This is a genomic window from Paenibacillus sp. V4I5 (genome assembly GCF_030817255.1).
GTDB lineage: Bacteria > Bacillota > Bacilli > Paenibacillales > NBRC-103111 > Paenibacillus_E.
The window spans coordinates 293,507-314,114 of record NZ_JAUSZB010000002.1; the positions used below are offsets into that span (position 1 = coordinate 293,507).

Annotated in this window: 26 protein-coding genes and 1 pseudogene; all 27 read left to right on the forward strand. The window is 42.5% G+C overall.

Features of this window, described 5'->3' with window-relative positions:
- The first annotated feature begins 10 nt into the window (after positions 1-10).
- The 27 genes and pseudogenes from QFZ78_RS03220 to QFZ78_RS03350 all read left to right on the forward strand — a co-directional run bounded on the left by QFZ78_RS03220 (position 11) and on the right by QFZ78_RS03350 (position 20,594).
- On the forward strand, positions 11-2,347 hold the full coding sequence (locus tag QFZ78_RS03220; RefSeq protein WP_307545296.1) for a helix-turn-helix domain-containing protein: 2,337 nt from the start codon (positions 11-13) through the stop codon (positions 2,345-2,347).
- A 180-nt stretch (positions 2,348-2,527) separates the two neighbouring features.
- Positions 2,528-3,472: an ABC transporter permease gene (locus QFZ78_RS03225; RefSeq protein WP_307545298.1), complete on the forward strand. Its 945-nt coding sequence runs from the start codon at positions 2,528-2,530 to the stop codon at positions 3,470-3,472.
- A gap of 13 nt (positions 3,473-3,485) precedes the next feature.
- Positions 3,486-4,376: a carbohydrate ABC transporter permease gene (locus QFZ78_RS03230; RefSeq protein ID WP_307545300.1), complete on the forward strand. Its 891-nt coding sequence runs from the start codon at positions 3,486-3,488 to the stop codon at positions 4,374-4,376.
- A gap of 74 nt (positions 4,377-4,450) precedes the next feature.
- Positions 4,451-5,509 carry an ABC transporter substrate-binding protein gene (locus QFZ78_RS03235; RefSeq protein ID WP_307545302.1) on the forward strand — a complete coding sequence of 353 codons (1,059 nt, stop codon included), beginning with the start codon at positions 4,451-4,453 and terminating at the stop codon, positions 5,507-5,509.
- Between the two features lie 35 nt (positions 5,510-5,544).
- Entirely contained in the window at positions 5,545-6,006 is a 462-nt protein-coding gene (locus QFZ78_RS03240) for a DUF3502 domain-containing protein (RefSeq protein ID WP_307545304.1), read from the forward strand.
- Positions 6,007-6,192: 186 nt separating this feature from the next.
- A complete protein-coding gene (locus QFZ78_RS03245; protein WP_307545306.1) occupies positions 6,193-6,411 on the forward strand; it encodes a hypothetical protein in 219 nt (72 codons plus the stop codon).
- Between the two features lie 104 nt (positions 6,412-6,515).
- Positions 6,516-7,322 carry a uroporphyrinogen-III synthase gene (locus QFZ78_RS03250; RefSeq protein WP_307545309.1) on the forward strand — a complete coding sequence of 269 codons (807 nt, stop codon included), beginning with the start codon at positions 6,516-6,518 and terminating at the stop codon, positions 7,320-7,322.
- 227 nt (positions 7,323-7,549) lie between these two features.
- Positions 7,550-8,230 carry a class I SAM-dependent methyltransferase gene (locus QFZ78_RS03255; protein WP_307545311.1) on the forward strand — a complete coding sequence of 227 codons (681 nt, stop codon included), beginning with the start codon at positions 7,550-7,552 and terminating at the stop codon, positions 8,228-8,230.
- Positions 8,231-8,342: 112 nt separating this feature from the next.
- Positions 8,343-8,717: a Rid family detoxifying hydrolase gene (locus QFZ78_RS03260; protein ID WP_307545313.1), complete on the forward strand. Its 375-nt coding sequence runs from the start codon at positions 8,343-8,345 to the stop codon at positions 8,715-8,717.
- A 349-nt stretch (positions 8,718-9,066) separates the two neighbouring features.
- Positions 9,067-9,540 carry a MarR family winged helix-turn-helix transcriptional regulator gene (locus QFZ78_RS03265; protein ID WP_307545315.1) on the forward strand — a complete coding sequence of 158 codons (474 nt, stop codon included), beginning with the start codon at positions 9,067-9,069 and terminating at the stop codon, positions 9,538-9,540.
- A 47-nt stretch (positions 9,541-9,587) separates the two neighbouring features.
- Positions 9,588-10,016: an ArsA family ATPase gene (locus QFZ78_RS03270; protein ID WP_307545317.1), complete on the forward strand. Its 429-nt coding sequence runs from the start codon at positions 9,588-9,590 to the stop codon at positions 10,014-10,016.
- The gene (locus QFZ78_RS03275) at positions 10,010-10,765 is read left to right on the forward strand and encodes an ArsA family ATPase (protein WP_307545319.1); all 756 of its coding nucleotides are present in this window, start codon (positions 10,010-10,012) and stop codon (positions 10,763-10,765) included. Before QFZ78_RS03270 ends, QFZ78_RS03275 begins: the two co-directional genes overlap by 7 nt.
- Before the next feature lie 21 nt (positions 10,766-10,786).
- The gene (locus QFZ78_RS03280) at positions 10,787-11,032 is read left to right on the forward strand and encodes a hypothetical protein (protein ID WP_307545321.1); all 246 of its coding nucleotides are present in this window, start codon (positions 10,787-10,789) and stop codon (positions 11,030-11,032) included.
- 53 nt (positions 11,033-11,085) lie between these two features.
- Positions 11,086-11,439: a DUF6463 family protein gene (locus QFZ78_RS03285; protein ID WP_307545324.1), complete on the forward strand. Its 354-nt coding sequence runs from the start codon at positions 11,086-11,088 to the stop codon at positions 11,437-11,439.
- A gap of 83 nt (positions 11,440-11,522) precedes the next feature.
- The gene (locus QFZ78_RS03290; protein ID WP_307555452.1) at positions 11,523-12,068 is read left to right on the forward strand and encodes a DinB family protein; all 546 of its coding nucleotides are present in this window, start codon (positions 11,523-11,525) and stop codon (positions 12,066-12,068) included.
- A gap of 288 nt (positions 12,069-12,356) precedes the next feature.
- Positions 12,357-12,638, forward strand: coding sequence for a late competence development ComFB family protein (locus QFZ78_RS03295; RefSeq protein ID WP_307545326.1), 282 nt, complete (start codon positions 12,357-12,359; stop codon positions 12,636-12,638).
- Positions 12,639-12,772: 134 nt separating this feature from the next.
- Positions 12,773-14,143: an ABC transporter substrate-binding protein gene (locus QFZ78_RS03300; RefSeq protein ID WP_307545328.1), complete on the forward strand. Its 1,371-nt coding sequence runs from the start codon at positions 12,773-12,775 to the stop codon at positions 14,141-14,143.
- Positions 14,144-14,206: 63 nt separating this feature from the next.
- Positions 14,207-15,088, forward strand: coding sequence for a carbohydrate ABC transporter permease (locus QFZ78_RS03305; protein WP_307545330.1), 882 nt, complete (start codon positions 14,207-14,209; stop codon positions 15,086-15,088).
- Complete coding sequence (locus QFZ78_RS03310) at positions 15,089-15,919, forward strand: carbohydrate ABC transporter permease (RefSeq protein WP_307545332.1); 831 nt, start codon at positions 15,089-15,091, stop codon at positions 15,917-15,919.
- On the forward strand, positions 15,919-17,127 hold the full coding sequence (locus tag QFZ78_RS03315; RefSeq protein WP_307545334.1) for a trans-sulfuration enzyme family protein: 1,209 nt from the start codon (positions 15,919-15,921) through the stop codon (positions 17,125-17,127). Before QFZ78_RS03310 ends, QFZ78_RS03315 begins: the two co-directional genes overlap by 1 nt.
- Complete coding sequence (locus tag QFZ78_RS03320) at positions 17,093-18,280, forward strand: GntR family transcriptional regulator (RefSeq protein WP_307545336.1); 1,188 nt, start codon at positions 17,093-17,095, stop codon at positions 18,278-18,280. The genes QFZ78_RS03315 and QFZ78_RS03320 overlap by 35 nt, the downstream gene beginning before the upstream one ends.
- A 30-nt stretch (positions 18,281-18,310) precedes the next feature.
- Positions 18,311-18,580: a phytanoyl-CoA dioxygenase family protein gene (locus tag QFZ78_RS03325; RefSeq protein WP_307545339.1), complete on the forward strand. Its 270-nt coding sequence runs from the start codon at positions 18,311-18,313 to the stop codon at positions 18,578-18,580.
- A gap of 63 nt (positions 18,581-18,643) precedes the next feature.
- A pseudogene (locus QFZ78_RS03330) lies at positions 18,644-18,724 on the forward strand (phytanoyl-CoA dioxygenase family protein); the annotation flags it as partial.
- 27 nt (positions 18,725-18,751) lie between these two features.
- A complete protein-coding gene (locus QFZ78_RS03335) occupies positions 18,752-18,994 on the forward strand; it encodes a hypothetical protein (RefSeq protein ID WP_307545341.1) in 243 nt (80 codons plus the stop codon).
- Positions 18,995-19,310: 316 nt separating this feature from the next.
- On the forward strand, positions 19,311-20,069 hold the full coding sequence (locus tag QFZ78_RS03340) for a class I SAM-dependent methyltransferase (RefSeq protein ID WP_307545343.1): 759 nt from the start codon (positions 19,311-19,313) through the stop codon (positions 20,067-20,069).
- Positions 20,070-20,106: 37 nt separating this feature from the next.
- Complete coding sequence (locus tag QFZ78_RS03345) at positions 20,107-20,451, forward strand: SDR family NAD(P)-dependent oxidoreductase (protein ID WP_307545345.1); 345 nt, start codon at positions 20,107-20,109, stop codon at positions 20,449-20,451.
- Positions 20,448-20,594 carry a hypothetical protein gene (locus QFZ78_RS03350; RefSeq protein ID WP_307545347.1) on the forward strand — a complete coding sequence of 49 codons (147 nt, stop codon included), beginning with the start codon at positions 20,448-20,450 and terminating at the stop codon, positions 20,592-20,594. The genes QFZ78_RS03345 and QFZ78_RS03350 overlap by 4 nt, the downstream gene beginning before the upstream one ends.
- Positions 20,595-20,608: the final 14 nt, after the last annotated feature.

The following is a 20,608-nucleotide window of genomic DNA, read 5'->3' on the forward strand; positions in this document are numbered from 1 at the left end:
CTTGGTGCGTTTGAAAATATTTGGGTTTTACAAATCCAAAAAATATTTGCAGCGAGTTCTGATCTCTATCATGCTGTCAATGGTTATTGTGCTGATGGCCTCGACGCTTGCCAATACGTATATCTTAGAGAAATCGGTTAAAAGCATACAGGAAGAATCGAATCTAAAAGTGCTCACGCAATTTCAATACAACTTTTCCTATATGAACGAAGTCATTACCCATTTATCGTATTTCGTCATTAAGGACAATCTTCTAATTCCGCTTATGTTTGATGATATGCTGCCCAAAATGGATTTGATTCGCGGTTACCAAAGAATGACGAACATAATGGAAAGCTCATCCTTTTTGCATTCCATGGCCATCTATAATCACACCCAGAATGAAATTTACGGAACAACAAGCCATTTTTTGCTGGATGGAGGCGTTACGAAAAAAAAGATCCGGGATTGGCTGCTCGATCCATCGCATCCGCATCTAACATCAAGGCTCATTCCTGTCAGCTTAGAGAAAGATGATGGTCAGATCGATACGTTTGCCTTCATCGTCACCGATTCGTTCAAACCTTTCTCTAGCAATGAATCAGCTATTATTTTCTATATAAAATCAGACTGGGTATTTGATAGCTTGAAGAAGATGAATGTCAGGAGTAATCGTGATCAGGGCGATCTTCTGATAGCGGATAGAGAAGGACGACTATACTCATCGAATACGAATAATATCTATTCCAACGAATATAACAGATTGAGTATTCAACAAATGATTACAAGCAGCAAGAGAGAATCGAAGAGTCCATCGGGGTTTGTTATCGGTGACATTTCAGGTGAAAAAAGCATGATCACCTATATGGAGGATCCTATTCCTGATTGGACAATCCTTTATATCCAGTCCTATGAGAAATTGATGGAGGACGTCACGCAGACGCGAGTGAAATCGTTAGGTTTTTCAGGTGTGTTTCTCCTCATAGCGATAGGGTTATCCATCTGGTTGTCGTATAAGCTGTATCACCCAATTGAAGATATGCTCAAACGAATACGAGTTCATGGAGCAGGGGATAGGCTGCCCGGGTTACTCGAAGGCGACGAGTTCGATGTCATGAGCGAACGTTATTTGAAATTATCTGAGAAGCTTCATGAAATCAGCTCGGAGCAAATCGTCAAAAAATATTATATTCGTAAGTTTTTAACGGATAGTCAGATGTTCTCCCATAACGATATCTTGAACCTGATTAAGAAACATGATCTATACATTTCAGTTAAGTACGAAATTCAGGTGTGTGTGTTTCGCATCGATCATTTTCTGACTTATGACAGAAACACAACAGCTTCCTCCAAGAAAATGTATAGTTTCGCCATCGTGAATATCGCACAAGAAATCATGTCAAAGGTTTATCCTAGCGAGGCAGTGGAAGTTTGGGGGGATCACGTTGTCCTCATTGTATCTATGTGTGGCAGCTCAACCGATGCGGTTTGCGAGCAAATCGTTCACCTTATTAGGGAAATTCAGTTAACTATACATCATTTTTACGGTTTATCTCTCTCCTGCGGCATAAGTGACAGGATCTCACAGCTGCCTCATTTGTCGGCAGGCTACACACAGGCTTTGACTAACAGTTTGTACAAAATTATTTTTGGTTACAGGTCGATCATTACAACTGAGGACATTAAAGAAAATGTAACTAATTCGCTCGTATCCATACCCGATACCATCGAGAGAAAGTTGTCAGAAGCATTGAAAAAAGGGCAAATGACGGAAGCGGGAATCGAGTTGGAAAAAGCCTTCTCACTCGTTACTAAATTCAATTATGACGATATACATCGGGCAGTAACTAATTTAGCTTGGGTGATCAAAAATACAGCATTAGAAATAATGGACAATCGTGTCTCCAAATTTGCAATGAACATGGATTACATACACCACATTACGCAGGAAAAAGAAACATTGGAGGAAATGTATCTCACCTTATTGTCTTTATGTGCGAAAATATGTGAAAGCCAGAGACCGGGGGCTACGGAGCGTAATGACCTTATTCTTGACACAATAAAAGAATTGATCCATCAAAAGTATTCGGACGTGAACCTTGGCCAGCAATCGATCGCATTGACTGTCAAACTATCCTCCGCCTATATTGGCAAACTGTTCAAGGAAAGCTTCAAGATGACCATCACGGAGTATATCAATGAGGTCCGTTTGAGGCATGCACAGCTTCTGTTGGAAAGCGGCAATCATACCGTTCTAGAAATTATGGAAGAATGCGGTTATTCAAATCCAAGTTACTTTTTCCGTTTGTTCAAGGCCAAATTTGGCAGCACACCGAAGGAATATCGTATGAAAAAATCTATTTCATGATTATGCAGAACCGCCACTTCTTACACCAATAGGTGAACGGATGGCGGTTTTTTCATCTTCCCAAGTAAAAAGTTCATGAATTCAAACATTTTACACATGAATCGTACAACTTTTCGAACATCGTATTCTATATGTTCACAAGTAAATCTGCCATGATAAGCCTTAGGAGGGAGGATCGCGATGAATAAAACACACAAGGTCAAGAAACGATGGTTCATCCAAGAATTTCTACATCTACGTAAAAATCTGGAGCTGCTGCTGCTTGCGACACCTGGTATTTTGTTCGAACTCATCATTGCCTATGTGCCTATGGTTGGTTTAATTTTAGCATTCAAATATTTCAGGTATGATAAGGGCATTTTTGGCAGCCAATGGGTAGGATTCAAAAATTTCGAATTTATATTTAAATCGCAAGATGCCTGGAGAATCATACGAAACACGTTATTATATAACATCACCTATATCCTACTTGGAACGATTGTAGCTCTGCTCTTCGCGCTTCTACTTAACGAGGTGAGCGGCCGACTGGTCAAGATTTACCAGACAACCATGTTTCTCCCTTACTTCATATCGCTCGTACTTGTTGGTTACATTACGTATGCCTTCTTGGATCATAAGAACGGGTATCTCAATGTTTTATTTAAATGGTTTGGCTTTGAGCCGCATAAATGGTACTTCGAGACGACACCATGGATGTTTATTTTACCACTGGTTGCTTTATGGAAGGGGGTCGGATTCTCGACTTTAATTTATTACGCCGGGATAATAGGTATCCATAGCGATTACTATGAAGCTGCAAAATTGGATGGAGCTTCACGGATACAGATGATGGCTCGTATTACGCTGCCGCTGTTGAAACCTTTAATTATCATTGTGTTTATATTAGGGCTTGGTAATATCTTCAGAGGCGATTTCGGCCTGCACTATTTTGTACCTAATAATGTAGGCGCGAATTTGGCTACGACAGATATCATTGACACTTATGTGTATCGAGCACTTTCAAAGCTGGGTGACATTAATTCCGGAGCAGCAGTGGGATTCCTTCAATCCGTAGTTGGTTTAATAACCATACTAACTGCAAATTTCATCGTACGCCGAGTTGATAAAGATAACGCGTTATTTTAGATGGAGGAGCACTATGGAAAAAGCGAATAGAAATCAACAATCGAATTGGGTGATTAACGGATTTTTCATCATCGTTTGTCTATTGATGGCGGTGCCTTTCTTCCTGGTGATTGCCGTATCCGTGACTTCGGAAAACAGCTTACTTCATAATGGCTATCGCTTTATTCCGAAAGAACTGAGCTTGGAAGCCTTTCGGATTGTATTGAAAACGCCTGAACTTCTACTTAAGGGTTATGGCGTGACGATTGTGATCACTGTGATCGGTACGATCCTTTCACTCCTATTGACGGCAATGTCGGCGTACCCTATCTCACGTAGGGATTTCCGCTATAATCGGCCTCTAACTTTTTATATTTTTTTTACAATGCTTTTTAATGGGGGAATTATCCCTTTTTATATCTTGATGACCCAATATCTACATTTGAAAAATACCTTAATGGCATTAATTATTCCCTTGATGCTGAATCCTTTTAACATCATGATCATGAAAGGCTATTTGGATAAAATTTCGATTGAAATCATTGAGTCCGCTAAAATTGACGGTTCTGGTGAGCTCCGTATTTTCTTTCGCATCGTCTTGCCTCTTTCAACGCCAGCGCTCGCGACACTCGGATTATTCATTTCTTTTGCTTATTGGAATGATTGGTTTAATGCCTTGTTGTTCATCGACAATGAAAAGTATGTCCCTCTTCAGCTGCTGCTGGTAAGAATCTTATCTCAAATTGAGTTTTTAGCAAACTCTCCGTTAGCTGAGGCGGCAAGCAAGTTACAATTCACGAACTTCCCGACTTTATCGGTGAGGATGGCAATGGCTATTCTGGCGGGCGGTCCCATGCTGATCATCTTTCCGTTCTTCCAAAAGTATTTTGTGAAAGGGATCACGGTGGGATCTTTAAAGAGTTAGGAGAGGAGGTGAAAGGTAAGTAAGGTTCGCCGCCTGTTACTTTCCTGGGGTACACAAAAATGGAGGTGTCTATTTTGAAAAATGGTAGAAAATCAAAACAAACACTGCTTGCTTTTTTCCTCCTTTGTTTCAGTCTTGTCATCGGTTGTACAAAGACCAATACGGTAATTGAATCTACGACACCAAACGCTTCACCAACCGAATCTGCAGCACCGGCTGTAACTCCAACAACAAGCAAACTACCCGATGTAAAGCTGACTTTTTATTACCCAAGCAATCCTCCGGGAAAAGATCAACAGCTGGTTAATGATGAAATCAATAAATATTTAAAAAGCAAAATAAATGCAACGGTAGATTTAAAGCCGCTCTCATTTGATGAATACGATCCTAAATTGAATACGATCATGGCTTCCGGGGAAGCATTCGACCTCGCATGGGGTTCGAAATATTGGCTATTAGGTTATCAGCCGAACATCGATAAAGGTGCCCTTCTGGAAATAACGGATGATATGATCAAAAAATTTGCGCCTGAAGCTCGTAAAAACATACCAGATAAATTCTGGCCGGATATGAAAGCGGCCGACGGCAAAGTATACGGGTTCCCGGTTTACCAAATCGCAGCCAAGACGAAAAGTCTTGTGATTCAAAAACAGTACGTCGACAAATACAAATTGGATATCAACTCGATCAAAACCTATAAGGACATAGAGCCGTTCTTAAAAACCTTGAAGGAAAACGAGCAGGACGTCATACCTTTTGGAATGGCACAGAACTCATGGGGACTTTATACGGACCCAGGTTTAGTAGGGGCGGACGGTCTTGCTGTGGTTTTCAAAAAGGATGATAAAGACTATAAAAGCTTGACTAAAATCGAACAACTTCAGAATAAGAAAGAATACTACACTACTATGCACAAATGGTACCAGGCAGGTTATATCAACGAGGATGCTCCTCTTCTCAAAAATATTACGGATCTGAAGAAGAAAGGCAAAGTTGCGGTTGGTATTGAGTTTACAACGAAACCCGGCGGTGAAGCCGATGAAATGAACAACAACGGAGGGAACGAGGTTGTCTACGTGCCAATTTCGGATTCGTACTTTACCGGAATTGCTAGCGCCGCGCTATGCAAGTAATAAGTAAAACATCCAAAAATCCGGAACGAGCGCTTATGTTAATCAATCTTCTCAATACAGACAAAATGTTATATAATCTGATTGCAAACGGGATTGAAGGTAAGCACTACATCAAAAAGGATGACAAATATATTGAACCCATTAAAGATTCCGGCTATGCTCCGAATGTTGACTGGGTATTTGGCAATCAATTCAATGCTTACTTAAAAGGGAAACAAACCCCTGACGTATGGGAGAAAACAATCAAACTAAATGATAGCGCGATGGTACCTGCTTCGTACGGATTTGGCATTAATAAGGATTCAATTAAATCAGAGGAAGCGAATACTACTGCTGTGAACAACGAGTTCCAAGTCGCTCTTGAAACAGGGGCGGTGGATCCCAACGACATACTGCCTAAATACATTGACAAGTTAAAAGCTGCTGGCCAAGATAAGATTGAAGTTGAAACTACGAAACAATGGCAAGCGTTTCTTAAAGAAAAAGGATTAAAATAAGTTATGTAGCATTCATTAATTCACCGCTGAAAAGAACTCCGGAAGGAGTTCTTTTTGATTGAAAACGGATGGTTGAACTTCTAATTGGATGGTATAAATAGCGCGAAAGTGGTTGATGAATTTCAGAACAACTTCCTATATAATTTCACCGAAGGACCAATTTTACAAAGAAAAGGTGGTTATTATATGAATATGTATATCTATTATGGGATATTTTCAATCATATTATTATTTGGTCTAGTCGTTACCTTTATGATTGGTTTTTCTCGTAAGAATCGTGAAGGCGATCAATCCTATTTCCAAAAAACAGAAGTAAAATGGGTTCGGCTTACATCTTTCTATGTGATTTCAATTGCTGCAGGATTGTTAGCCTTGCTAGCGTATATTCGTTATTCGATCGAATAAAAATGACCACGCCTTCGCTACACAATGCGAAGCGTGGTCATTTTAAAATTACTTGAAAACAAGTACTATTAAAGGGACGGCATTCAGAGGGGGATTTATAGAAAATGAAAAAGCTGAACAACAAGAAAATCGTCATTGCGGGTTCTAGAAAAACAGAGGAAATGAGTCTATTAATTGAGAAGCAGGGAGGTATACCTGTCATTCGTCCTTTGCAAGGCCTTTTATATTTTGATGAGTCGGCAATTGAACAAGAATTATTATTTTGCGTGAATAATAAGATGGATTGGTTTGTTCTTACGACAGGCACTGGAACAGATAGACTGCTGGGTGCTGCAGAACGGTTAGGAATTCATTCAACTTTGATTCAAAAAATGAAAGAAGCGAAGGTAGCGGCACGTGGATATAAGACGTATGCACATCTTAAGAAATTGGATATAAAACCTGAAATTGTCGATGAAGATGGAACGACACTAGGATTAATTCGAAGTATGGACCTTTGCGATTTCGCGGGCAAAACAGTAGTTGTCCAGTTACATGGTGAACCTCAGCCCAATTTGATCCAATTCTTAGAGAATCGGGGGGCGAATGTTATTCAACTGCTGCCTTATCGGCATGTAGAACCGGAATCATCCACTTTGGATACATTGTGTCATGAGCTCTCAACGAATTCGATAGACGCTGTTTGTTTTACTACCGCGGTGCAGGTGCGATATCTGTTTGAATATGCGAAACGTCAAGGCATCGATGAGATCGTTCGAGAATCGTTCAAGACTCGAGTGAATGCAGTAGCGGTCGGCAAAGTAACGGAAGAGGCATTGAGAGAAGAAGGATTGGACCACGTCATCGTTCCTGAAAACGAACGGATGGGGGCTATGGTTATTGAATTAGTCAAGTATTATGAGAATCAATAGTTACTTTGATTCGGACCAAACGCCTTTATAATATTATCAATATTAGATAAGCCGGCATGAGCTGCTATTTTGTAGCGTTCATGCTGGCTCCTTCAATTTTTTGAAGATAGAAAGCGGCATGAGCACAAGTTATGAGAAATGCAGGGGTTTTTTGGGATTTATTGAATTTGTCTAAAGGTGGCTGAAAGATAAAGCAATTATTCGGTCTTGAGGATGGAGGTACATGCATGGGAATTGAGTGGTATGACATAATCGCCAGGAAAAATGGTGGGTATAAAAGCACTGCCATATATACAGTTGAAGGAGTTTCAGCCGAAGAGATTTTTGAACAGAGATTAACTAGCATGTTGCCAGAGTTTATGTCCGTCTTAGATGCAGGATGCGGTCACGGGGAATTTACTAAGAAGATGGGGAGAATGGGAACTGATATTACTGGCTTTGACAACTCATTAGAAATGATAAACATTGCTAAATCTAGTTTAGAGGAGGCTAATTGCGATAACGTTAAATTTGTTTATTGTTCAACCAAGGGGGAACTGCCTTTTAATAATGATCAATTTAATCTGATTTACAATAGAAGAGGCCCAACTTCAATACTAAATCATAGCAGAATCTTAACAAGCAAAGGCACCATATTCGGTATCCATTCCGGTGCGCTAGAGAAAGTAAAAGAGCGATTACTCGCTAATGGATTTATAAATATTGAGATTGAAGAATTTCAGGACGCCATCTATTATTTTCCCAACGAGAGGGAATTCGCTAAGTTTTTAACAGACACACCAGGTAACCCGGATTATACAACTCCAACAATGAGCAACGAGCTTCAACAAAAGGTCAAAGAACATATAATTAATGGCAATATAGGTGTTAGAGAAGACAAATATATATGGAAAGCTATCAAACCATAACTGATGAGTTAAATAAGAAGATGGCAGCTGCATCCTAAAATCCTATAACACTTGTGCTCCGCGGCGAATCACATAAGATCCTTGTTCTGAAATACGAAACTGGAGGTATACCATGAAAGAAGTTATTTTTACATCGAAAGCACAAAACCCAGAGGGAATGCCATATTCTCAAGCAATTAAAGTAGGTAATACGGTTTACGTTGCTGGACAAGGACCTTTTGATCCCGAAACAGGTAGATTAGTAGGAAATACTTTAGAAGAACAAGCGAGAAGGGCATTAGAAAACCTTAAAGCAATTTTAGAAGAATCAGGTGCTGCATTGAAAGATGTGGTAAAAGTAACTGTCTTCCTTGGAGAAGGAGTAGGCTTCGATGAATTTAATTTGATTTACAAAGAGTACTTCTCAAAACCATATCCAGCTCGAACAATAGGGCCAGCAAATATGGGTTTTATGGTTCAGATTGATGCAATAGCTGTGATTGAATAATGCATTGATTTTTGGAATCGTGCAGTTATAATAACTGTTAATTAACTTTCTTAGGAAAGCTAGGAAAACAGATAAGAGAAGATATAAATAAAATCAGGAACCGCTTAATTTCTTTAACAGGAATTAAGTGGTTTTTTTTAGTATGTATTATGCCGAGTATGTCAAACATAAGAAAAAACTTTGTTGGAAAAGTAATGAGATGATTCCAATCGTATTTATCCTTATTTTCCTGAATTCAATTCCGATTAAATGATGAATTACACAGTTGACATTGCTACGATTACGTAGTAATTTAAGAGTAGGAATTAATTACGATATCGTAGTTTATGGAAAGAAGAAAGGAATGTTCATGCAGCAGCTGTTTGAGCTTATTTTCAAAAATGGTCTTCGACCACTCAGTATGTTTCCTGATACTACCTACCTGGAATTGCAGCTCACGAATTCTGATTTTTCCACATTGCTGTTGCTGAAATTTCATGGGCAGCTGACGATGTCCCAAATGGCTGAACACTTGGGTGCGCCTCTTAGTACGGCGACCAGTATTGCCAAGCGGCTTGTGCGAAAAGGCTATATCTATAGAGAGAAATCGCAGCAAGACCAGCGAATCATTGTTAATCGATTGACGGAAGACGGAGAACTGATAGCTGAAGAGGCGCTAGGTACGATGAATGTCATGTTTGGGCGTATTGAACGTGCTCTAACTGCCGAGGAGCTTCAGCAATTCATTCATCTCTCGTTGAAAGTGGCCAAAGCTTTGCAGCAAAATGCAGATCCTGCCGGACCTTCGAAATCGACGCAGACGAGAACGATTGAAATCGATTAATTTTTTTATGCTATTACTACGAAATCGTACTATTGGAGGTGCTAAGCATGCGGATTATTATTTACACAGGTAAAGGCGGAGTGGGAAAAACCAGTATCGCCGCAGCAACGGCTTACCGAATGGCTGCCGAAGGAAAGCGAACGATTGTTATAAGTACGGATGCTGCCCATAGCTTATCGGATTCGCTTGGTATTCCGCTGCAGCACGAACCCCTATTAATTCATGAGCGTTTATGGGCGCAAGAAATCGATAGCTTAAAGGAAACACAGCGGTATTGGGGGAGTGTTCGCAATTGGTTCTCGAACTTTATGCAGTGGGCCAACTTGGATGATATCGGATCTGAAGAGCTAATGGTGTTTCCAGGGTTTGAAGAATTATTTAGCCTCTTGAGAATTAAAGAGCATGCCGAAAGTGGACTGTATGATGCAATCATTGTGGATTGCGCACCGACCGGTGAGAAACACTTCGATTGCTGAGCTATCCTCAGCTACTTCGATGGTGGGTGCGGAATATATTTCCTTACGAGCGTAAAATTCTCAAGCTGGCACGCCCGATCCTGAAAGTGACCAAGGGCTTGGAACTGCCCAACGACGATGTTATGGACAGCTTCAGCCAAGTAGTCGATCAATTGGAAAAGCTGCAGCAGGTGATCGCCGATCCCGAAATTACTAGCATACGCCTTGTTGTTAATCCGGAGAAAATGGTTATTTCCGAAGCGCGGAGAGCTTTCACTAACCTCAATTTATACGGGTTTCACACCGATGCCGTCATTGTTAATAAAGTGCTTTCCGAAGAAGCATCCGAAGGTTATTTTGCACAGTGGAAACAAATTCAGAACAAGTACGAAGAAGAAATTGTCCAATGCTTTAGTCCTCTGCCGATCTTGAAAGTACCTCTAATGCCTCTTGAGGTTGTTGGGAAAGAGATGCTTGAGCGCGTTGCAGCAGCAGCTTTCCACGAACGGGAATGCGGAGCGATTCTACACAAAGGCATCATAGAGGAAGTGAAGAAAACAGAAGGAGGATATGAACTCCGCATCTCACTACCTTTTACCGAAAAGAAGCAGCTCCAATTAAATCAAAAAGGCGATGAATTGACACTGCAGGTGGGCAGCTACAGACGGATTGTTGCACTGCCGAGGGTCTTGCTGGGCCGACAGGTGGAGGCTGCACGTCTTGCAGACGGCATACTAACCATACATTTCGGTCCGAACGAAGAATCGTAAATAGGAAGGAAGAGATGGTTCATGAGCATCCGCACAAACATGCAGGATTTAGAAAATATTGCGCTCCTCTTCGAGGATATTAAAAACATCGCTGTGGCAAGACTCGTTCCAGAGGCAGCAAGAGCTCATTTTCGTCAAGCAGAAAAAGAAACATTATTAGGAGTCAAGTCTCTACTTGATGCGGCTATTGTCCGGTTGGAAGAGAATGATTCTGAGAAACCAGTGAACGACAGAAACAATTTGAAACAGATTCCTGTTGAGGATTAAAGCTCTGTTTACGTTAGATATTTTAATACAACGGAACTCTAAGGAGGTGCGGCATGGCCATTCAGAAGCACAGCGGATGGATGATGGAGTGGACTTCTTATATTCATAATGTCGTCGGTTTGATCCTATTTTGGAAACCGCTCAGCGAGATGGTGAAATCGGGGATATGGAATTCCGTTGATCAATCCTTCGACAGGTCGGCAGCTTTCTGGTTTTTATTTTTTGGTATTTTGTTGTGGATTATTGGACGAATGATGCGCTGGATGACCAAAGAGAAAGGTCTTGCAATTCCTCGCTTTGTGGGCTGGCATATCCTCATACTCTCTGTTGTAGGGGCTATAATAATGCCGATATCGGGCTTCTGGCTAGTCATTCCTCAAGGAATTTATATGATACGAAAGTCATAAAACGCAAAAACACTACTGACATACAGCTGTCAGTAGTGTTTTGTATACTTAAGGTACAAGATTCGAGAGGAGCTAATAATATGATACAAACAGCCGAAACTTTGAAACGAATTGAGGAACTCACGCACCAATACCTAGATGAATTACATCCTCTGAGCATAGAGCAACTGAAAATTCAGTCAAATGAGAATGAATGGTCGCTTGGACAGCTGTACCTTCATCTTATCAAAACAGCACTCTTCATGCAGATTGGCAATATTGAGAAATGCCGAAGTCAGAGCTCAGATGCAGTCGATGCTGTAGGAGAAAAAACGGAAGCGGGAGAAGCAGTCTTTAAGCTAGGCGGTTTTCCACCTGAACGTATTAGGGTTCCAGCTTCTCCTCAATATACGCCCGAGCAGCCAGTTAGTAAGCAGCAGATCATCGATGGCATGCATACGGTGCTCCAACGAATGAAAGAAATCGAGCCTTTGCTTGAGGACATATCTACGAAATGTACCTCTTTGCATCCAAGATTAGGCGCGCTAAACGCGAAAGAATGGTTTGCACTCATTGAGATGCATTATCGGCATCATCTTCTTCAGTTAGAGCGTTTGAAAGCATTCATAAACAGCACGGAAACCGTATAACATCAAAAAAGTAATAAGCTTTGAATCTGCGCACAAAAGGGGCAGCCGCTGAAACCGCGGTTTTTTTCTGTTTAATGGGATCAAGTTCTTGAGGATAAGAATAAACAGAGAGAGCCGTATTATGGCATGTCTTCTAAGTAACCAAAAAGTAAACAATGATCAATAATCACTCATTTCGTCTATCAGTATGATTGGAAAATTGAATAAGCTATAGCCTAACACTTACTAAACATATTCATGATTGAATAGTAGAGAGATAAATGCTGGTATAGAGGAGTTTGAAGAAGTATGGGAGTAGTTAATGCAGTAGAAGCAATCGTTAGTAATTTGTATGAAGAGTTTCAGAAAAGCTATGATGTCAAATGCGGTTGTCAGCATTGCAAAGAGGATATTCTTGCTTTAGTTTTAAATCGTATACCTCCCAAATATACGTCGAGTGAAAAAGGCCAGCTGTATATCAAAACCCTCTATTTAAATCCACAACTGCAATCCGATGTCATGAGAGAGCTCATGCGAGCAGCTTTAGTTGTTGAGCATAAACAAAACCATGTTGTTAATGAAGGGATATAAAAGAAAATAAAACGCTGATGACATTGACGTGTCATTAGCGTTTTTTTCATTTAATAAACAGAGCAGCAATAAGACATATCTATTTAATTAAGACAATATAGTTGAATATGACTAAATTGAGGGGGGCGTAAGATATGGGGGCAGCTGTGGTCAAAGGATGGACAACTTTGTTTGCCGGCGTTATGTTATTGGGTACCTTAGCAGGATGTAGTGGGAGTGGAAGCTCCGAGATTACGGCAACTCCAAGCGGAAATACGGCAGCGCCCAATGAGAACGTGAAGAGTACTGAGCCACCAGCCAAACAAATAACGCTTCAAATGATTGAAAGTTTAACGAGTCCGGAACGCACTAAATTGCTTCAAGATGCCATTGCTCGGTTTCAAAAGGACAATCCAAACATCAAAGTGGAGCTCATATCACCGCCATTCGATCAAGCGGACAATAAAATCAGAACCATGCTTGCCGCCAAGCAAGAACTCGACATTCTCGAGGTACGGGATCTGAACATTGCTGAGTACGTCAATAATGGTTATTTGGAACCATTGGATACCTACGCATCGAGTTGGGCGGATAGTAAAACGCTCTCTGGTACATCCAAAGTTGTAGGCTCGAATAACGGCAAACTTTACTTTATCGCGAACGCTCTTTATCAAAGACAAATGTTTTACCGGAAAGATTGGTTCGACGCCAAGGGTCTTGCTGCACCGAAGACATGGGAAGAGCTGGTCGATTCTGCCAAGAAGCTGACTGATCCGAAGCAAAATCGGTACGGTTTCTCATTCCGCGGAGGTCCGGGAGCTAACGGCAACTTCGACCATATGATTTACGATTATAACGACAAAGTGATGAATATCGACGATGCGCCGTTTACGAAGGACGGCAAGACGGTGTACAGCACACCTGAAGCTAAGCAGGCATTAGAGCTGTACAAGAAGCTTTATAAAGAGGCGTCGCCGCCGGATTCGATCAACTGGGGATTCCAAGATCAGGTTCAAGCTTTTACATCTGGGGTAACCGGCATTTTACTCCAGGATCCAGACGTAATTAAGGTGCTACAGGATAAAATGGACCCCAAAACATTAGAAACGGCAGCGATGCCCCTCGGACCTAACGGTAAATCACTAGTTAGTACAGGAGCTGCTGGATGGGGCGTTACAGCGAATTCCAAAAGTAAGAACGAAGCTTGGAAATTGATATCTTATCTCTCGAGCCCGAAAGAAAATACGGAGTTTTCTAAGCAAATTGGCACAATACCGATTCATACATCGGCGACAGCCGATACGTTCTTCCAAACGGGCCCTTACAAGACACTGCTCGATATGACTTCAAAAGCAGATATTTTCGTCAACTTTACACCGCCGTTCAAATATCCTGGCAACGGGAGCTGGGGTGAGCTGAGCATGAAGGGGCAGCAATCGTATTTGCTCGACAAGAAGTCGACGGACGATACTCTGAAGGAATGGGATAAATTTTGGTTAGATCAGAAAGCGGGAATGAAAAAATAAAGGAAGTAGTTGGAAGCGGCGGCGGTCATTGCCTGCCGCTTTTTCTTACCGGGGGGTGTTCATGTGAGTTCTCGGCAAAAATTCATTCTTTCCAGCTTGCTGCCCGCACTGCTGCTTGTAATGATTTTTACATACTATCCCTTCTTCAAGGGTGTGGTGATGGCTTTTCAAAATTACAAGTTGTTCAATCTGAAGCAGGTGCATTTTGTCGGCATACAAAACTTCGTCGAAGCGTTTCGAGATCAGCAATTTCTTGCAGCAATGAAAAACAGTGCCTACTGGGTGTTTTTCTCCTTAATTTTGCAATTTCTATTAGGGTTTATCCTGGCGCTGTTTCTGAATAAGAAATTTTGGGGACGAGGGGTGTACCAAGCCTTTATTTTTTATCCATGGGCTTTATCGGGATTTCTGATTGGCCTTATTTGGAAATGGCTGTTTAACTCTCAAATTGGTGTCATCAATGATCTCTTGTTGCGTCTTGGTATTATTGAAGATCGGATCGGGTTCTTGTCGGATCCGAACTGGGCCATGTCTTCCGTTATTGTCGCCAACGTGTGGTACGGGATAGCCTTTTTTACCATCATGCTGCTGGCTGCTCTGCAATCCATACCTTCGGAGCTGTACGAAGCAGCGAGTATCGATGGAGCGAACGGTTATCGAAAGCTGCTTTATGTGACGATTCCGTACATTATGCCGACCATCATCGCCACAACGCTGCTGCGGGTTATTTGGATCTTCAATGATCCTACGCTCATTTACGGCATGACGAATGGCGGACCGGGAGGGGCAACCCACATCTTGTCCTCTTTGATGCTCAATAAAATTATTTATGACGGAGACTATGGGGCTGCATCGGCAGTCGGGGTCATTATGATCGTCATGTTGTTTTTGTACACTTTGTTTTATTTGATGGTAACTAAGTCGGAGAAAGTAGGTGACTTCTAAATGAAACGAAATTACGGGTATCGGTTCATCAAAGTTGCTTTTCTTTCCGTGTACTTAGTTATTATGGTGTTTCCGTTATACTGGATCGTCATCACCTCGTTAAAGCCGCAAAAGGAAATATTCAGTTATCCCGTCCATTACTGGCCCGAGCAGTTCACACTGCAAAATTACGTGAACATTTTCAAAGTATCTAAGTTTAACGTATATATGGCCAACAGCCTTTTCGTGTCGATTTCTTCTGCTCTGATCGTAATCGTGATCGCCATATGCAGCGCTTATGTGCTCGCACGATTTCGGTTTCGAGGCCACAAGCAAATTATGCTTGCCTTCTTCGTAACGCAGATGCTCCCAGGCTTCATTGCTCTGGCTCCGCTTTACATGATGATGTCAAACTTGCATCTGCTTAATCAGCGAATTTCATTGATCCTCATGTATACGGTCATCTTGATCCCGTTCTCAACGATTATGCTGCGAGGCTTTTTCCAGCGAATTCCTGCCAACTTGGAGGAAGCAGCGATGATCGACGGCTGTTCCCAGCTGTCTGCCCTCATTCGAGTCATTATCCCGATCATGATGCCGGGCATTTCCTCGATGTTCATCTTTGCTTTCGTCCAGAACTGGAATGAGCTTTTCTTGGCCGTTATGTTTATCGATAACGAATCGTTAAAAACACTGCCGGTAGCGATGAATTCTTTTATCCTCAAATTTAATGTGGATTGGGGTTCTATGTCCGCCGGAACTGTGCTGTCCATCCTCCCAACGATACTTTTGTTTGCCCTAGCACAGCGATTTATTGTAGAAGGATTAACCCAAGGGGCGGTGAAAGGGTAGTGAACGCAAAGGAGAAGCTTTATTCCATCGTGGCGCATGATGCACACGATGATCGTCATCATGGCGCCATCAGTGTACCCATTTATCAGACGAGTTTATTTTCGTTTGATACGTACGAGCAATTCAACTTGGCAAGACTCGATGAGCAAGAAAACTTCGTGTATTCCAGAGGCAATAATCCTACGGTGAGGTACCTAGAGGACAAACTCGCTCAATTGGAGCAAGGGGAAAGAGCCAAGTGCTTTGCATCCGGAATGGCGGCGATTTCGGCAGCAATTATGTCCATAGTCAAGCAGGATGACCACGTCATTTGCACACATCAGGCGTACGGACCGACACGAGAATTTCTAGGCGTCTACCTGCGAAAGTTTGGGGTCGAAACGACCTTTGTCGATGGCAGCTCACTGGACAACTGGAAATGTGCAGTTCGGCCGAATACCAAACTGCTTTATTTGGAGAGCCCGACTAGCATGATGTTCCAGCTGCAAGATATACGAAGTTGTGCGGCATTGGCTCAAAGTATAGGAGCGGAAACGATCCTCGATAACTCGTGGGCGACGCCTTGTCATCAAAATCCGCTAACAATGGGGGTTAGCCTCGTCGTCCATTCGATCACGAAGTACATTTCCGGTCATAGCGATTGCGTGGGAGGTGTTGTGGTCGGCTCCCATCGATTGATGGACTCGCTGATGTCGACGGAGTATATGTTGTTCGGCGGCATCATGACGCCACAGACAGCGGGTTTGGTTACGCGGGGGCTGCGTACGCTCCCAATGCGGATGCAACGGCATGAAACGAGCGGGTTAAAGGTTGCGGAATATTTAGGCAGGCAACATTATGTCCGGAACGTTAACCATCCGGGGTTAACAAATTCCCCTCTGCATGAGCTGGCCCGTACGCAAATGTCGGGGTACAGCAGTTTGTTTTCGTTCGAATCCAATGAGCCGGTTGTCAAATTAAGAGCTTGGGCGGACCATCTGCACTATTTTCGGATTGGAGCCAGCTGGGGTGGTTTCGAAAGTTTAATCAATGTCAATGCCTTAAATAATAATGATCAGCAAAAAGGTTCGCTTGTTCGACTCTATATAGGTTCCGAAGATCCGGATGATTTAATCCGGGATATGGAAGAAGCATGGCGATGTGTCACACTGAGCCCTTCTGAGGGGGAGATATATGAACAGAATGCGGGTATCAGCCAGGACGGATGAACGACAACCGCTATACTTGCAGATTCAAGAGCATTTTAAACAGTTGATCCAATTAGGCGCTTTGGAGGAAAATGACAAATTTCCAACGGAAAAGCAGCTGATGGAACAATTCGGTGTCAGTCGAATGACGGTTTCCAATGCGCTTACACAGCTGGCGAAAGACGGATGGATTTACCGGATTCCGGGGAGAGGAAGCTTCGTTAGTCCAGAATCCCGCACACAAGTAAATAAGAGCGTGGAGAATAAGCAACTTGACACTATGGATGTGAAGGAGCAAGATGAGCGTGCTTCCTACCGCAAAATGATCGGCTTCGTTCTACCCTTACTTGAGGATTTCTTTGCTATTCGACTATTAAAGGGAATCAACTCCGTTCTCGAGAACACCGATTATTATGTGTCGATTGTGCTTACTCACAATAGCAAGGAGCGGGAGAAGGAAGCCATTCAGGAGCTGATTAAGAATGGGGCTGTCGGACTTATTATTTTTCCAATTGATGCGGAAACATACAACGAAGAAATCCTGGTATTGAAACTGCGGAAATTTCCTTTCGTGCTCATTGATCGCTACTTGCCAGGCTTTGATACCCATTGTGTCTGTTCGGATAATTGGATGAGCGCGCAACTGGCGGTTAACCATCTGTGGGAGATAGGACATCGGGACATCGCTATTTGCTCTGATATTCCGATCAGTACAGTGACCGTCGACGAACGGATTCGCGGGTATATGGAAGCACTGAAACAAAAAGGCTCGATGATTAACCCGGCTTTAATTGTGACAGATTTTCAAGTGACGGATACGATCCCATCAGAAAATCACCCGTTATATCATGATCTCAAAAATCGCAAAGCAACCGCATACCTTACATTAAATTTGAAGCTGGGCTTGACTGTAGCCAGTATCGTTAAAAAATTGGGAATGCATGTACCTCGCGACCTCTCAATTATAACGTACGATAATCCTTCATCAGAACTAGACGGAAACCCTACATTCACGCATATAGACCAGCATGAGCAGGAAATCGGCGCTAAATCGGCTGAACTTCTGCTTAAACTGCTGAATAACCAGGAGAGTGTGAGAGGGCCCACTAAAGTGATCGTAAAATCGGCCTTGGTGTTAGGAGAATCCACTGGAGAACTATTGGTTAAGAAATAATCATTTGTTTATAAAAGGAGGAGCTTTACTATGAATCCTATTTCTAATCCAGGAGAATTTACGGAGCTCGATCGGTTCATGTTTGAAGCATGGGGCTATCTGATTATTTCTAATGTACTCTCCGGAGATGAAGTGAAGGAATGCCTGGAAGCATCCATCCGCTTACACGAGTCAGCCGACGCAAAAGGTTGGGCACAGGTGGGAAAAGGCTATGAAACGGAATCCGCCTTGGAGCGATTGATTGATCATCCCGCTGTATTGCCTAAAGTCAGGGCGCTTTACGGAGATCGCTTCATTTAACAGTCCGCATGGTGTACCAAACAGCCTGCTTTCGGCGGAGTCGGGGGGTGGCATCAGGATGGGTCAGGTGCTTACGAATTTAATAAACTCGGCTATCCGATTCCGCTGATTCAGCTTCGAGCTTCTTTCTTATTGACGGACCAATCCATGCCTAGAAAGGGGAATATGGAGATGATCCCAGGAAGCCATAGAAGCCAAGATCAGCTTCCGGGTGCGATTAGAACAGCCAAGGATGATGTTCCGATCGGTCATGTCATCTTGCACCGGCGGGATCGGTATTATTTTTTCATAATGCCGTCTGGCATCGGACTTTCGCTCATGATGGTGATTATGACCGATATACGATGCACTATATTTATAGTCCGCCATGGGTTCGATGCTCAGATCGTTTCGAAAATAATCAAGAATTCTTAGAGCGCACAACAGCTACACGACGTTATTTAATGGGACAATTTACAAGACCGGATGCGCCAATTGGAGCTAGCTATCCTACCGAATTCGAGAAGGGTTGAAGTTGAAAAAAGGGTTGAAAGGTCGCGAATTTTGCGGCCGTTTTTTGCTTTTTAAAGCTATGTATTTGTTATGGACTTTTGCCAAATAATTGAATATGATAGAGATGTATATTGTGAAACGTTGTTTCATTCAGTGAAACAAGAGTAGTCGTTTCACTCAATAACAGTTGGCCGCTTTGTTTGTAGAAGGATATTTTTTCAGATGGGAGAGGTATGAGATGAATAATCATAAAGAACGTTTTTCAAATCGCGTTGATACCTATGTGAAATTCCGCCCGAGTTATCCGAAAGAGGCTATTGATTACTTGTACGACGTCGTTGGTTTGCGCGCAAATGCCATCATTGCAGACATCGGCGCAGGGACAGGTATCTTTTCAAAGCTGCTCTTACAAAGAGGAAGTCAAGTAATCGCTGTTGAACCGAATCAAGCGATGCGGGAAGCCGCTGAGCAAATGTTGAGCGGAGATGTGAATTTTCGTACCGTACCGGGCTCTGCTGAAGCGACTGGTCTACCGAATGAGTCTGTTGACTTTATCGTTTGTGCCCAAGCGTTTCACTGGTTTGATCGCACGGCCGCACAAGCCGAATTCCATCGGATTCTGAAGCCTGGCGGGAAGGTACTATTGATCTGGAATTCGCGTCTAGAACATGGCAATGCATTCAGAGAAGAGTACGACTTATTGCTTCGTACATTTGGAAGCGATTATGAAAAAGTTACTCATAAAAATATTTCGCAGGAAACGCTGGCGTCTTTCTTCAAGAACGATAGTATGCAGCTAGAACGATTCGCTATTACTCAGGTTCTCGATTTTGAAGGTTTAAAGGGGAGGTTGATGTCATCTTCCTATATTCCCGTACCTGAGCACCCCAATTTTAAGCCGATGATGACGGAACTGCAGCATATATTTGAACGGCATGAGCAGGATGGAAAAGTGTTCTTCGACTATGAAACCGAGATATATTGGGGAGAGGTTTAGTAAATCGCGATCAACCCATACACAGGAGGACGATCAAATGTCGAATAATAAAACGGCTTGTGTAACCGGAACGGATAGAGGGATAGGTCTAGCAATTACGAAGTCATTGTTGCGAGAAGGGTATATGGTTTATGCAGGGGGTATCTTGGAGCACAACGCAGAAATGGACCTATTGGCTGAGCAATTCCCTAATCAGCTGCAAGCATTTGTTTTGGATGTGGGATCAGATGAAAGCGTGATGAATGCTGCTAGTCTCATTAAGAGCAAAACCTCTAAACTGGATATCCTAATCAACAACGCGCCACGATCATCCATAACCAGATTCGAAAAGAAGGCGGACGTATCCTTATTCTACATCCTGGTTGGGTCAAAACGTATATGAGCGGTACATGGAACGATGCGGGTACTTATACAGCGGAACAAGCGGCAGCCAATATTTTGAAACGTATGAAGGAATATAAAGATACGCTGCGCGAAATGCCGGTTTATCTTGAAGCAGACACCGGAAAAGAATTGCCTTGGTAAAACGAAAGGTGGGG